13 protein-coding genes are annotated in these 13,619 nt (G+C 73.1%); 3 read left to right on the top strand and 10 right to left on the bottom strand.

Annotation, left to right across the window (positions count from 1 at the left end; all coding sequences use genetic code 11):
* Nucleotides 1-127: 127 nt before the first annotated feature.
* The 7 genes from ACFV4P_RS18075 to ACFV4P_RS18105 all read right to left on the bottom strand — a co-directional run bounded on the left by ACFV4P_RS18075 (nucleotide 128) and on the right by ACFV4P_RS18105 (nucleotide 5,838).
* Entirely contained in the window at nucleotides 128-1,441 is a 1,314-nt protein-coding gene (locus tag ACFV4P_RS18075) for a sulfate adenylyltransferase subunit 1 (RefSeq protein ID WP_380472186.1), read from the bottom strand.
* A 2-nt stretch (nucleotides 1,442-1,443) separates the two neighbouring features.
* Nucleotides 1,444-2,382, bottom strand: a complete 939-nt coding sequence (cysD, locus tag ACFV4P_RS18080; protein ID WP_380472188.1) for a sulfate adenylyltransferase subunit CysD — start codon at nucleotides 2,380-2,382, stop codon at nucleotides 1,444-1,446.
* Nucleotides 2,379-2,945 (bottom strand): adenylyl-sulfate kinase, encoded by a 567-nt coding sequence (cysC, locus tag ACFV4P_RS18085; protein ID WP_380472190.1) that lies wholly within the window; start codon nucleotides 2,943-2,945, stop codon nucleotides 2,379-2,381. Before cysC ends, cysD begins: the two co-directional genes overlap by 4 nt.
* Before the next feature lie 41 nt (nucleotides 2,946-2,986).
* Nucleotides 2,987-3,685: a phosphoadenylyl-sulfate reductase gene (locus tag ACFV4P_RS18090; protein WP_380472192.1), complete on the bottom strand. Its 699-nt coding sequence runs from the start codon at nucleotides 3,683-3,685 to the stop codon at nucleotides 2,987-2,989.
* On the bottom strand, nucleotides 3,669-3,845 hold the full coding sequence (locus tag ACFV4P_RS18095) for a hypothetical protein (RefSeq protein WP_143200300.1): 177 nt from the start codon (nucleotides 3,843-3,845) through the stop codon (nucleotides 3,669-3,671). The genes ACFV4P_RS18090 and ACFV4P_RS18095 overlap by 17 nt, the downstream gene beginning before the upstream one ends.
* On the bottom strand, nucleotides 3,842-5,566 hold the full coding sequence (locus ACFV4P_RS18100) for a nitrite/sulfite reductase (RefSeq protein ID WP_380472194.1): 1,725 nt from the start codon (nucleotides 5,564-5,566) through the stop codon (nucleotides 3,842-3,844). The genes ACFV4P_RS18095 and ACFV4P_RS18100 overlap by 4 nt, the downstream gene beginning before the upstream one ends.
* A gap of 188 nt (nucleotides 5,567-5,754) precedes the next feature.
* A complete protein-coding gene (locus ACFV4P_RS18105; protein WP_318264789.1) occupies nucleotides 5,755-5,838 on the bottom strand; it encodes a putative leader peptide in 84 nt (27 codons plus the stop codon).
* Nucleotides 5,839-6,195: 357 nt separating this feature from the next.
* Here ACFV4P_RS18105 and ACFV4P_RS18110 point away from each other — a divergent pair, with 357 nt between their 5' ends.
* Complete coding sequence (locus ACFV4P_RS18110) at nucleotides 6,196-7,272, top strand: YihY/virulence factor BrkB family protein (protein ID WP_380472196.1); 1,077 nt, start codon at nucleotides 6,196-6,198, stop codon at nucleotides 7,270-7,272.
* A gap of 375 nt (nucleotides 7,273-7,647) precedes the next feature.
* Nucleotides 7,648-8,730, top strand: a complete 1,083-nt coding sequence (rsgA, locus tag ACFV4P_RS18115; protein ID WP_380472198.1) for a ribosome small subunit-dependent GTPase A — start codon at nucleotides 7,648-7,650, stop codon at nucleotides 8,728-8,730.
* 56 nt (nucleotides 8,731-8,786) lie between these two features.
* On the opposite strand, the gene ACFV4P_RS18120 is transcribed toward rsgA, so the two are convergent.
* The 3 genes from ACFV4P_RS18120 to ACFV4P_RS18130 all read right to left on the bottom strand — a co-directional run bounded on the left by ACFV4P_RS18120 (nucleotide 8,787) and on the right by ACFV4P_RS18130 (nucleotide 11,500).
* Complete coding sequence (locus ACFV4P_RS18120; protein ID WP_380472200.1) at nucleotides 8,787-9,302, bottom strand: methylated-DNA--[protein]-cysteine S-methyltransferase; 516 nt, start codon at nucleotides 9,300-9,302, stop codon at nucleotides 8,787-8,789.
* Nucleotides 9,299-10,834 (bottom strand): DNA-3-methyladenine glycosylase 2 family protein, encoded by a 1,536-nt coding sequence (locus tag ACFV4P_RS18125; protein ID WP_380472202.1) that lies wholly within the window; start codon nucleotides 10,832-10,834, stop codon nucleotides 9,299-9,301. The genes ACFV4P_RS18120 and ACFV4P_RS18125 overlap by 4 nt, the downstream gene beginning before the upstream one ends.
* A 168-nt stretch (nucleotides 10,835-11,002) precedes the next feature.
* Nucleotides 11,003-11,500, bottom strand: a complete 498-nt coding sequence (locus ACFV4P_RS18130) for a MarR family winged helix-turn-helix transcriptional regulator (protein WP_073813505.1) — start codon at nucleotides 11,498-11,500, stop codon at nucleotides 11,003-11,005.
* A 144-nt stretch (nucleotides 11,501-11,644) separates the two neighbouring features.
* Here ACFV4P_RS18130 and ACFV4P_RS18135 point away from each other — a divergent pair, with 144 nt between their 5' ends.
* Complete coding sequence (locus ACFV4P_RS18135; protein WP_380472204.1) at nucleotides 11,645-13,444, top strand: MFS transporter; 1,800 nt, start codon at nucleotides 11,645-11,647, stop codon at nucleotides 13,442-13,444.
* The last annotated feature ends 175 nt before the right edge of the window (nucleotides 13,445-13,619 follow it).

The raw sequence follows: 13,619 nt of genomic DNA on the forward strand, positions 1-13,619 counted from the left end.
CCGGTGACAGGGGCTCAGCGCCCCTGTCCGCCCCCACATCGCGTCAGGCCGCCCTGGCCGCTGCCGAGGACGCCGCTGCCGATGCGGCCGCCTTCCTTGTCCATGCCCGAGAACGCCTCGCTGGGCATCAGACCCAGTCCTCCTCAGTGGAAGCGTCGATGGTGCTGACGGTGGTGTCGAACGCTTCGCCCGCCATGCCGGCGGTGAGCGTGGTGCCGTCGGCCGGGTCGATCAGGATGAACGAGCCGGTGCGGCGGTTGTCGCGGTACGGGTCGAGGGCCAGCGGCTCGGCGGTGCGCAGCACCAGGTGGCCGATGTCGTTGACGTTCAATCCCTCGGGGGCGGGCCGCTGTTCGAGTGTGTCGATGTCGATCCGGTAGGAGATCTCCTTGACCAGCGCGCGCACCGTGCGGGTGGTGTGCTTGAGCAGCACCTTCGCGCCGACGTGCAGCGGACGCTCGTTCAGGTGGCAGACCGTCGCCTCGATGTCCTTGCCGGGCACGGCGGTCGAGCCGGACGCGATCAGGTCGCCGCGGGAGATGTCGATGTCGTCGGCGAGGCGGACCGTCACCGACTGCGGCGCCCAGGCGATGTCGGTCTCGACGCCGAGCGCGTCGATCGCCGCGACGGTGCTGGTGTGGCCCGAGGGCAGCACCGTCACCGGGTCGCCGACCCGCAGCACGCCGGAGGCCAACTGCCCGGCGTAGCCCCGGTAGTCGTGGTGCTCCTCGGACTGCGGTCGGATCACGTACTGCACCGGGAACCGGGCCGGCTCGACGCTCGGGTCGGAGCCGACCGGGACGGTCTCCAGGTGCTCCAGCAGCGTCGGGCCGCCGTACCAGTCCATGTGCCCGGACGGCTCGACCACGTTGTCGCCGGCCAGCGCCGAGATCGGCACCGCCACCACGTCCTTGACGCCCAGCGAGGCGGCGTACGCGGTGAACTCCTCGGCGATGGCCGCGAAGACCGGCTCCGCGTAGTCGACCAGGTCCATCTTGTTGACGGCCAGCACGACGTGCGGGACGCGCAGCAGCGCGGCGACGGCGGCGTGCCGGCGGGTCTGCTCGACCACGCCGTTGCGGGCGTCGACCAGCACCACGGCGAGTTCGGCGGTGGACGCGCCGGTCACCATGTTGCGGGTGTACTGCACGTGGCCGGGGGTGTCGGCGAGGATGAACCGGCGCCGGGCGGTGGCGAAGTAGCGGTACGCGACGTCGATCGTGATGCCCTGCTCGCGCTCGGCGCGCAGGCCGTCGGTGAGCAGCGCCAGGTCGGGCGCGTCCTGGCCGCGCCGGCGGGAGGCGTGTTCGACGGCCTCCAGCTGGTCGGCCAACACCGACTTGGAGTCGTGCAGCAGCCGGCCCACCAGGGTGGACTTGCCGTCGTCGACACTGCCGGCGGTGGCGAAGCGCAACAGCGAAGTGGCGGTTTCTGTGGTCATGCTTAGAAGTACCCCTCGCGCTTGCGGTCTTCCATGGCGGCCTCGGACAGCTTGTCGTCCGCCCGCGTCGCGCCGCGCTCGGTGAGGCGGCTGGCGGCGATCTCGGTGATCACGGCCTCGATGGTGTCGGCGTCGGAGTCGACCGCGCCGGTGCAGGACATGTCGCCGACGGTGCGGTAGCGCACCAGCCGGTTCTCGACCGTCTCGCTGTCCTTCGGGCCGCCCCACTCGCCGGCGGTCAGCCACATGCCGTCGCGCTTGAACACGTCGCGGCGGTGCGCGTAGTAGATCTCCGGGAGGGCGATGTCCTCCCGCTCGATGTACTGCCACACGTCCAGCTCGGTCCAGTTGGACAGCGGGAAGACCCGGACGTGCTCGCCGACCGCGTGCCGGCCGTTGTACAGCGACCACAGTTCGGGGCGCTGACGGCGCGGGTCCCAGGCGCCGAACTCGTCGCGCAGCGAGAACACCCGCTCCTTGGCGCGGGCCTTCTCCTCGTCGCGGCGGCCGCCGCCGAACACCGCGTCGAACTTGTTGCTCTCGATGGCGTCCAGCAGCGGCACGGTCTGCAGCGGGTTGCGGGTGCCGTCGGGGCGCTCGCGCAGCACGCCGCGGTCGATGAAGTCCTGGACGGACGCGACGTGCAGGCGCAGGTTGTGCTGCGCCGCCGTGCGGTCGCGGTACTCGATGACCTCGGGGAAGTTGTGCCCGGTGTCGACGTGCAGCAGCGCGAACGGCACCGGCGCGGGCGCGAACGCCTTCAGCGCCAGGTGCAGCATGACGATCGAGTCCTTGCCGCCGGAGAACAGGATCACCGGCCGCTCGAACTCGCCCGCGACCTCGCGGAAGATGTGCACCGACTCGGCCTCCAGGGCGTCCAGGTGCGACAGCGCGTACGGGCTGTCCGCGGCCTGGACCGGGCGCTGGGTGATGACGGTCATGCCAAGCCCCTCTCGGTCAGGAAGGCGTGCAGTTCACCGGCGGACTCGGCCACCGTCCGGCCCTGGGTCTGAAGACGCAGCTCCGGCTTCTCGGGCGCCTCGTACGGGTCGTCGACGCCGGTGAGGCCGGAGATCTCGCCGGCCGCCTGCTTGGCGTACAGGCCCTTGACGTCCCGCTCCGAGCAGAGCTCGACCGGGGTCGCGACGTGGATCTCCAGGAACTCGGTGCCGTGCGCGGCGTGCCGCTCGCGCACCGCGGCGCGGGAGTCCGCGAACGGGGCGATCACCGGGGCGAGCACCTTGACGCCGTTGGCGGCGAGCTTCTCGGCGACGAAGCCGATCCGGGTGACGTTGGTGTGCCGGTCCTCGCGGGAGAACCCGAGGCCCTTGGAGAGGAACTCGCGGATCTCGTCACCGTCCAGCACCTCGACCCGGTGGCCCTCGGCGCGCAGCCGCTCGGCCAACGCGAAGGCCAGCGTGGTCTTGCCGGCGCTGGGCAGGCCGGTCAGCCACACGGTGGCGCCGCGCTCACGGCCCGCTGCCGGGGTGTCGGCGGTGGTCACGGTGGTTACTCCTGACGGTCGGTGACGGTGGAACAGGTGGATCAGAGGTGGATGCCGCACTCGGTCTTGCCGGAGCCCGCCCAGCGGCCGGCCCGGCCCGCCTCGCCCTCGCCGGGCTTGGCGGTGCAGGACAGCGGCGAGCAGCCGACCGAGGTGTAGCCCTCCCACAGCAACGGGTTCAGCAGTACCCCGTTGGCCTGCACGTACGCGTCCACGTCGGCCTGCGTCCAGCGGGCGATCGGGGCGAGCTTCACCTTGCGGCGCTTGGCGTCCCAGGCCACCACCGGGGTGTTCGCCCGGGACGGCGACTCGTCGCGGCGCAGGCCCGTCGCCCAGGCGTCGTACCCGCCCAGGCCGCGGTTCAGCGGCTCGACCTTGCGCAGCGAGCAGCACAGGTCCGGGTCGCGGTCGTGCAACTGCGGCCCGTACGCGGCGTCCTGCTCGGCCACGGTGAGCTTCGGCGTCAGCGTGATCACGTTGACCGGCATGGTCGCGGCGACCGCGTCCCGGGTGCCGATGGTCTCCGGGAAGTGGTAGCCGGTGTCCAGGAACACCACGTCCACGCCCGGCAGCACGGTCGACGCCAGGTGCGCGACCACCGCGTCCTCCATCGAGGAGGTGACGCAGAACCGCCTGCCGAAGGTGTCGGCCGCCCACCGCAGGATCTCCTGCGCGGACGCCTCCTCCAGCTCCCGGCCCGCCTTCAGCGCGGCGGCCTCGTAGTCAGTCGCGGTCGTCATTTCCGGTCCCCCCGTCGGACGTCGGCAACAGGCCGAGGAACTTCAGCTGGAAGCCCCGGCGGCAGGCCCGGCACTCCCAGGCGCCGTGGCCGCTCTCGGACGGACGCAGGTCCTCGTCCCCGCAGTACGGGCAGTAGAACGGCGCCGCACGCTCGCTCACGACAGCTGCTCCTCGTTCGCCCGCAGCGCCCACTGCGCGAAGCGCTCGTCGTCCTGACGGTCCGCCTGGTAGCGGGTCAGCAGGCGCTCGACGTAGTCGGGGAGTTCGGCGCTGGTGACCTTCAGGCCGCGGATCTTGCGGCCGAACGCGGCGTTCTCAAGGCCGAGCGAGCCGCCCAGGTGGACCTGGAAGCCCTCGACCTGCTGCCCGTTCTCGTCGGTGACCAGCTGGCCCTTGAGTCCGATGTCGGCGGTCTGGATGCGCGCGCAGGCGTTCGGGCAGCCGTTGATGTTGATGCTCAGCGGCTCGTCGAACTCCGGGAGGCGGCGCTCCAGTTCCTCGATCAGGGTGCGGCCGCGGTCCTTGGTGTCGACGATCGCGAGCTTGCAGTACTCGATGCCGGTGCAGGCCAGCGTGCCGCGCCGGAACGTGGACGGGGTGACCCGCAGGTCGAGCGCCTCCAGGCCGGCGACCAGCGAGTCGATCCGGTCCTGCTCGACGTCCAGCACGATCAGCTTCTGTTCGACGGTGGTGGCCAACCGGCCCGAGCCGTGCTCGGCGGCCAGGTCGGCGATCTGCTGGATCAGCTTGCCGTTCAGCCGGCCGACCTTCGGCGCGAAGCCGACGTAGAACCGGCCGTCGTTCTGCGGGTGCACGCCCACGTGGTCGCGCCAGCGGCCGGACGGCTGCTCCGGGCCCGGACCGTCCGTCAACTCCCGCTTCAGGTACTCGTCCTGGAGGATCTGCCGGAACTTGGCCGGACCCCAGTCGGCGACCAGGAACTTCAACCGGGCCCGGTTGCGCAGGCGGCGGTAGCCGTAGTCACGGAAGATGCCGATCACGCCGGCCCACACGTCCGGGACGTCCTGCAGCGGCACCCAGGCGCCCAGGCGGACGCCCAGCTTCGGGTTGGTGGACAGGCCGCCGCCGACCCACAGGTCGAAGCCCGGGCCGTGCTCGGGGTGGACCACGCCGACGAACGCGATGTCGTTGATCTCGTGGACCACGTCCAGCAGCGGCGAACCGGAGATCGCGGTCTTGAACTTGCGCGGCAGGTTCGAGTACTCGGGGTTGCCGATGTACTTGCGGTTGATCTCGTCGATCGCCCAGCTGCCGTCGATGATCTCGTCGGCGGCGATGCCCGCCACCGGCGAGCCGATCACCACACGCGGGCAGTCGCCGCACGCCTCGGTGGTGGACAGGCCGACCGCTTCGAGCTTCTCCCAGATCGCCGGGACGTCCTCGATCCGCACCCAGTGGAACTGCACGTTCTGACGGTCCGTCACATCGGCGGTGCCGCGCGCGTACTGCTCCGACGCCTCGCCGATGGCGCGCAGTTGAGCGACGGTCAGCTGACCGCCGTCGATGCGCACCCGGAGCATGAAGTACTCGTCCTCCAGCTCGTGCGGTTCGAGGATCGCGGTGCGGCCGCCGTCGATGCCCTGGCGGCGCTGGGTGTACAGACCCCACCAGCGCATCCGGCCGCGCAGGTCCGCCGGGTCGATCGAGTGGAAGCCCGACTTGGAGTAGATCGTCTCAATGCGTGTCCGCACATTGAGACCGTCGTCGTCCTTCTTGAACTGCTCGTTGGCGTTCAGCGGGGTGTAGTGCCCCATCGCCCACTGGCCCTCGCCGCGGTGGCGGGTCGCCTTCCGGGCGGCGGGGCGAGGCGCGACGGCGGCGCCGGCCTGAGGCTCGTCCGGCTCGGGAGTGCGGGCCATGATGTCAGTCCTTTGAGCGGCTTGGCAGGTGCGGGGGTGCTGCGGATTCCCGGGCGCGACCGCTCCCACCTGCGAACTTCAGCAGGCGGCGGGAGGAGTGACGCTGGGCCGGGGAGGTGGAGCGCGCATCCGCGACGGCGGGGATGGGCGGGCAGGGCGCCGGTGCGGTGGCGGCGTGCGAGTGGGGCTCAGGTCACCGGACAGATGGCGCTGGACACGCGAAGGAGGTCGACGTGGAGTCGGCCAACTAGGGTGGTTCCGGCGCTAGACATGGCAAGAGATTCGCACGACGAGCGACTCGCGGTCCACTAACGTCCGAATCCTGGACCTCGTTGTTTCGCATGTCGGGACGGAAGGGCGAGTCGGGCCGCTCGGGGCCCTTCTTCCCTCCATCTCCTGTGCCGTGCCGTCCTGCTGTGCCCCGCGCCCGCCCTGCCGCCCGTCGCTTCCCGGCGGCGGCGCGTCGGTCCGCGAGTACGGGCCGATACCGTAGGGGCGTGCAAGCAGCAGGCAGTACTCCGCATTCCCCCGGAGCGCCCGGAGCGACCGCCGACCGGCCCCCCCGCCGTCGCGGCGGACGACGCCGCGCCGTCAAGCGAACCACCTGGTACCGCACCCTGTGGGCGCTGGTGAAGGACACCACCAACACCTGCGTCGAGTACCGGGTCACCGGACTCGCGGCGGAGGCGGCGTTCTTCACCCTCCTCTCCATCCCGCCGCTGCTGCTCTGCCTGGCCGGCACCCTCGGCTACCTCGACGACATCATCGGCGCCGGAACCATCGTCAGGCTGAAGGCGGACATCGTCTCAGCAGCTGGGACGGTCCTCTCACCGAGCTCCGTCGACCAGATCGTCAAACCGCTGCTCGACGGCGTCTTCGACAACGCCCGCCCCGACCTGATCTCGATCGGCTTCCTGCTCTCGCTCTGGTCCGGCTCCCGGGCGCTGTACATCTTCATCGACACCATCACCGTGATGTACGGCCTCGACGGCAAACGCGGACTGGTCAAGACCCGGCTGATGTCGCTCGGCCTCTACCTCGGCGCGCTGGTGATCGGCTCGCTGGTGCTGCCGCTGCTGGTGGTCGGGCCCGGGCTGCTGATCAACACCTTCCAGAGCTGGGCCGGAGTGATCAACTCGCTCTACTGGCCCGCCGCGATCCTGCTGCTGATCGTCTTCCTCACCACCCTCTACCACGTGGCCGTCCCGGTCAGCACGCCCTGGCGCGAGGACATCCCCGGCGCGCTGGTCGCCCTGCTGGTGCTGGTGGTGTGCAGCGTCGCCCTCCGCCTCTACCTGGTCAGCTCCGTCGAGGGCCCCTCCGTCTACGGCTCGCTCGCCGCGCCCGTCGCCGTGCTGCTGTGGATCTTCGTGGTGGCCCTCGCCGTACTGATCGGCGCCGCCATGAACGCCGCGATCGACCGCCGCTGGCCCGCCGTCGAGACCGCCGACGCCCGCGCCGAGGTCGAACGCCTCACCGAGGACGCCGCCGTCCAGCGCGGTCGTGAGGCCGCCGCCCGCCGCGCCGCCGAACGAGCAGATCGGACGCGGCAGTTCGGCCTCGCCGAAGGCCACGACGAAGACCTCTTCGACGAGGACGACGACCTGGACGCCCCCAGCGAATACCCCGAACGCTGGGCCGGCTTCCTCCCCCACGACGACGTCCGCCACCGCCTCGGCGGCACCCGCCGCAAACCACCGGCCTGAGCCCGGACAACGGCCCCCGCCGACGGCACTGCTGCCGAGGGCGGGGGCCTTTTCGTTTTCCCGGCGGCAACTTCCCCGAGGTCGAAGGGAGTTGGTGATCGGCGGCGAGGTGGCGGAAATTCGGTGGCGGCCGGGGCGGGTGGGGACTAGCGTGGCCCGTACCGATCGAGGGCGCCCCGTGCGGGGTGCGCGAGGCGCGTCGCAGAAGAGGAGGTGAGGACCGTGAGGCCTGTCCTTGCAGGTGTCGTTTCCCGCGTTCAGAAGTCCACCGAGTCCTGTACTTCCTCCAGGTCCGCGGCCGACCTCGATCCGGTGTCGCCCATACGCTGACACCAGGTCGGCCGGGGGCCACCCGTTCCCCGAAGGGTTCACCCCGTGCTTTCCGCGACCACTGCTGCCCACCCGCTCTCCGGCCTCGGCTGGGACGAGGACCGGGCCGCCGCCTTCCACCCGCTCGCCGAGGCGGGCCTGCTCCCCGGGCGGATCACCCGCATCGACCGGGGCCGCTGTGATGTGCTGTTCGTCGATCCCGAGACCGGCGAGCCGAGCACGCTGCGCGCCGACACCAGGCCGGTCACCGGCGCCGACACCGTCCACAACCCGTGCACGGGCGACTGGGTGGCCGTCGACCCGGCCGCCCGACCCCTGCCCGCCCTCACGTCCGTGCTGTCCCGCACCACCGCGATCATCCGCAAGGGCGCCCACAAGCGCTCCGAAGGTCAGGTGCTGGCCGCCAACATCGACACCGTCCTGATCGCCGTCTCACTCGCCGCGGAACCCGACCTGGGCCGGATCGAGCGCCTGCTCGCCCTGGCCTGGGAGTCCGGGGCCGAACCGCTGATCGTCCTCACCAAGTCCGACCTGGTGCACGACGGCGAATTCGTCCGGGCGGACGTGGAGGCGGTCGCACCCGGGGTCACCGTGCTGACGGTCAGCGCCGAGACCGGCGACGGCATGGACGCCCTGCGCGCCCTCGCCACCGGCTCCTGCGCCCTGATCGGCCAGTCCGGCGCGGGCAAGTCCACACTCACCAACGCCCTGGCCGGCGTCCACACCATGGCGGTCCAGCAGGTCCGCAGCGTGGACGAGAAGGGCCGCCACACCACCACCACCCGCGAACTCGTCCCGCTCCCCGGCGGCGGCGCCGTCATCGACACCCCCGGTCTGCGCGGCGTCGGCCTGTTCGGAGGCGAGGGCATCGACCTCGCGTTCGCCGACATCGACGAGATCTCCGCCGGCTGCCGCTACGACGACTGCTCCCACCGCACCGAACCCGCCTGCGCGGTCCGCGCCGCCCTCGCCGACGGCACCCTCCCCGAGCGCCGCTGGGAGTCCTACCTCAGCCTCCAGCGCGAGAACGCCTGGATCGCCTCCCGCACCGACGCCCGCCTCCGCGCCGAACGCGCCCGCCACCACAAGTCCCGCACCAAGGCGGCCCGCAGCACCTTCCGGCCCTGAGACAGGGCCGCGCACCCCGGCACCGGTCCTGCCCGCAGGACCGGTGCCGGGGTGTTTCAGAACAACTGCCCCGCGTCCTCGCCGTTCTCGTGGGCGAGGAGCCAGCGCTTGGCGTCGATGCCGGCGGCGAAGCCGGTGAGGCTGCCGTTGGCGCCCATGACGCGGTGGCAGGGGCGGACGACCAGGAGGGGGTTGGCTCCGACGGCGCCGCCGACGGCGCGGACGGCGCGGGGGGACTGGCCTGCGGCGTCGGCGAGTTGGCCGTAGGTGACGGTGGTGCCGTAGGGGATGTCGTCGAGGGTGTCCCAGATGCGGTGGCGGAACTCGGTGCCGACGGGCGCGAGCGGCAGGTCGAAGGTGGTGCGTTCGCCGACGAAGTACGCGGTGAGCTGCTCGACGGCGGGGGCGAGCGCCTCCGGATCGGGCTGCCAGTCGGCGGCGGGTTCGGCGAGCGCGCCCTTCTGGCCCGGGGCGGTGACGGCGGTCAGGGCGAAGCCGCGCTCGTCGTCGAGGGTGCCGCTGAGCAGCAGGGTGCCGAGCGGGCTGTCCATGGTGGTGAAGACGGTGGTCATGCCGGTTCCTTGCGGGTGCGGAGGGCGGTGTGGTGGGCGGTGTGGTGGGCGGAGGCCGCCGACCACAGGTGGTGCAGGGCGTAGGAGCGCCAGGGCGCCCAGGCGGCGGAGCGCTCGGCGGCGGTGCGCGCCTCGCCGCTCTCGCCGAGGGCGCGCAGGCCGTCGCGCACGCCGATGTCGGTGGGGAGGAAGACGTCCGGGTCGGCGAGGGCGCGCATCCGGAGGTAGCCGACCGTCCACGGGCCGATGCCGGGCAGGGCGAGCAGGTCGGCGGCGGCCTGCTCGCGGTCCACGCCCGGGTCCAGCCGGACGGTGCCGTCGGCGAGCGCGGCGCACAGGCCGAGCAGCGCGCGGCGGCGGGCCTGCGGCATCGCCAGGTGCTCGGGGTCGGCGGCCGCGAGGGCCGCGGCGGTCGGGAACAGCAGGCGCAGGCCGCCGTCCGCGGCGGGCAGCGGGGCGCCGTACGTCTCGGCCAGCCGGCCGGCCAGGGTGCGGGCGGCGGCGACGCTGATCTGCTGGCCGAGGACGGCGCGGACGGCGAGTTCGTGCGGGTCGACGTGGCCGGGGGAGCGCAGTCCGGGCCGGGCGGCGGCCAGCGGGGCGAGCAGCGGGTCGGTGGCGAGTCGGGCGTCGACCGCGTCCGGGTCGGCGTCCAGGTCGAACAGGGCGCGCAGCCGGTGCACGGCCGTGGTGAGGTCGCGCAGGTCGCTCAGCGTCAGCCGGCAGTCCAGCCAGCCGCGGGTCGACGGGTCGCCGGGCGCGAGGCCGTCGACCTCGGCGATGCCGTGCCCGTACGGCAGCGCCAGGGTGCGCCGGTAGGTGCGGCTGCCGGGGCGCGGCCCGGGGACGACCTCCTCGACGCCCGGGACGGCCCGCAGCGCGAGGAAGTCCAGCAGGTGCTCGGTGTCGAGGGCGCCCCGGTAGGCGAGCCGCAGTGCGAGCGGGCCGGCCGCGACGGGCTGGCGGCGGTGGCCGCCGTGCTCGGTGCGCAGCGTGCTGGGGGTGCGGTCGTAGACCTCGCGGATGGTGTCGTTGAACTGCCGCACCGAGGCGAAGCCGGCCGCGAACGCCACGTCGGTGACCGGGAGTTCGGTGGTCTGCAGGAGCAGCCGGGCGGTCTGGGCGCGCTGCGCGCGGGCCAGCGCGAGCGGGCCGGCGCCGAGTTCGGCGGTCAGCTGCCGCTGGAGCTGCCGGGCGCTGTAGCCCAGCCGGTCGGCGAGCCCCGCGACACCCTCGCGGTCCACCACGCCGTCCCCGATCAGCCGGACGGCCCGGCCGACCAGGTCGGCACGGTGGTTCCACTCGGGCGAGCCCGGCACCGAGTCGGGCCGGCAGCGCCGGCAGGCCCGGTACCCGGCGCCCTGGGCGGCGGCCGCGGTCGGGTAGAACGAGCAGTTGGTGCGCTTCGGGGTGGTGGCCGGGCAGCTCGGACGGCAGTAGATGCCGGTGGTGCGGACGGCCGTGAAGAACACCCCGTCGAAGCGGGCGTCCCGGCTGTGCACGGCTCGGTATCTGGTCTCGTCGTCGATCACGCCATCCAGTCTGCGCCATCACCGGGGCCCCGACTGGCGGGAATCGGACATCACCGTGGGAGTGCCGTGCGAGTGCGGTCCCGGCGGTTCGGCGGTGGCGGCGGTGGCGGCGGTTTCAGTGGCTTCTGCGGCTTCTGCGGCTTCTGCGGCTCTGCGGCTTTTGCGGTCTCAGCGGGCCGGGTCGGTGCCGGTGAGGGAGTGGGCGAGGCGGTCGAGGCCGGGGAGTGCGTGCATGACGGCGGCGCGGTCGGTGGGGGTGAGGGCGGCGAGAGCGGCGGCGAGGCGGCGTTCGTGGGCGCTCTGCCAGTCGCGGAGCTGCTGGTGGCCGGCCTCGGTGAGGGCGATCCGGGCGGTGCGGCGGTCGCCCGGGTCGGGCTGACGGTCGACGAGTCCGGCGTCGAGGAGCTTGGAGATCAGGCCGCTGACGGTGTTGGGCGCGAGGCGCTGGCGGGCCGCGAGTTCGCCGACCCGCATGGGGGCGACGGCGAGGGTCTGGAGCAGTTCGACCTGGGCCATCGGCAGCGCCTCCCACGGGAACTCGGACCGGATCGAGCTGCGCAGCGCGCGGCGCAGCCGGGTGATCACGTCGGTGAGCTGCTGGGCCCCGGCGAGTGCGTCGGTGTCCGGCGCGAGGGGGCCGGGCGCGGGTTGGGGCTGCGAAGACATGGCGGACAGCGTAGCGCCAGGTGCTGTCGGCGCCGTCCGGCGTCTGTCCGTTGACCAGCGAAAACCGTTGCCGGGCGCAACCGGATGTCTCGGGTTCGGAAACACTCCTTGAGCGATTATGTCGGTGGCAGATATATTCGAACCATGGCCGAACCCGCCGTAGCCCCGAGGCTGCTCGACACCCTGCAAGGCACCCGGCGAGGCACCCTTCAGGACGTCCTGCAGCGCGCCGAACGCCCGCGTCCGCGCGCCGTCGCCCGCTGGCCGCACGCGCACTGGCTGGCCGTCGGCACGGTCTGCGTCGGCGCGTTCCTCGGCCAGCTGACCGCGAGCGTCACCTCGCTGGTCTTCCCCGCGCTGGAACACCGGTTCGACGCGGGCTTCGCCGCCGTCGAGTGGGTGTCGCTGTCCTACCTGCTGGTGCTGGTCGCGCTGCTCGCCCCGGTCGGGCGGCTGTCCGACCTGGTCGGCCGCAAAACCATGTACCTGGGCGGTTTCGCGGTGTTCGCGGCCGCCTCGCTCGGCGCCGGACTGGCGGGCAGCCTCGCCGTCCTGGTCGCCTGCCGCGCCGTGCAGGCCGTCGGCGGCGCGATGATGCAGGCCAACAGCGTCGCGCTGGTCGCCCGCGGCGTACCCGAACGGGCGATGCGCACCGCGCTCGGCATCCAGGCCGCGGCCCAGGCCCTCGGCCTCGCGCTCGGCCCGACCCTCGGCGGCCTGCTGGTCACCCACGCCTCCTGGCGCTGGGCGTTCTGGGTCAACGTCCCGATCGGCGTGCTCGGCATCCTGGCCGGCTGGTTCCTGCTCCCGCGCACCTTCCCCGACGGCCGCAAGGCTCGCCCGGAGGGGAACGGCGGACGCGTCGACCTGGCCGGCGGGCGGAGCGGTGCCGGGCGGGTCGACGGCGGACGACGTGGTGCCGGGCGGGCCGGTGGCGGGTGGGCTGATGGTGGGCGGAGTGCCAGGTGGGCCAGAGACGGGCGGGCCGGTGGCGGGCAGAGCTGCTGCGGGCGGGTCAACGGTGAGCGGGGCGATGGTGGGCGGAGCGCCGGGCGGCTTGATGACGGGTGGGCCGGCGACGGGCGGGCCAGTGGCAGACGGGTCGGTGGCAGACGGGCCGGTGCCGGGCGGGTCGATGGTGGGCGGGTTGACAGCGGGCGGGCAGGCAGGCGGAGCGGTGCCGGGCGGAGCGGTGGTGGGCGCTTCGATGTGGCGGGGCTGCTGCTGCTCGGCACGGCGTCCACCGCGTTGCTGCTGGCGCTGTCCGCCGCCTCCGGACTGCCGTTGCCCGGCTGGGCGGTGGCTGCGTTGGCGCTGCTGGCGGTCGTCGCGGCGGCCGGGCTGGTCCGGCAGGAGCGGCGTGCGGATCGGCCGATCGTTCCGCCCGGGCTGGTGAACACCCCCGGCATCCGGGCCGGGCTGGTGGTGGCGCTGATCGGCTACCTGTTGCTGTTCTGTCCGCTGGTGCTGGAACCCGTGGTGCTGGCCGGACGCGGAGTGCCCGCCGCCACCGCCGGACTGGTGATCACCGCGCTGCCCGCAGCGTTCGCGCTGGCCGCCACCGTCGGCGGCGTGCTGCTGCCGCGCGGCTGGGGCGACGCGGTCCGCTGCCGCGCCGGCGCGCTGCTGGCCGCCGCCGGGCTGCTGGCGCTCGCGCTGCTGCCCGGGTCCGGCCCCGGCGTGGTGGTGCCGCTGCTGGTGGCCGGATACGGCCTCGGTCTGCTGCTGCCTGCCAACAATGCGCTGGTGATGCGAGCGATACCGGCACAGAGCTCGGCCGTCGGCGGGGGCCTGGTCAACATGGTGCGCAGCCTCGGCACCGCGCTCGGCACCGCCCTGCCGGTGCTCGCAGTCCACCTCGCCGGCCCGGCGGTCGGCGGCCGGGTGGTCCTGCTGCTGCTCGCCGCAGTCGCCCTGCCGGCGGCCCGGCTGTCTGCCGCCTGACCGCCTCCTCTGCCGCCCTGCCCCGGCGTTGCCGCAGTGCGTGCGGTCGGTCGGCTGCGGTGGTGCTCGTAGTCCACCTTGCCGGCCCGGCGGTCGGCGGCCGGGTGGTCCTGCTGCTGCTCGCCGCAGTCGCCGTGCCAGTGGCCTGGCTGTGTGTCAGCTCCGTACCTGCCTC

Source organism: Kitasatospora sp. NPDC059795, from assembly GCF_042732175.1.
GTDB lineage: Bacteria > Actinomycetota > Actinomycetes > Streptomycetales > Streptomycetaceae > Kitasatospora.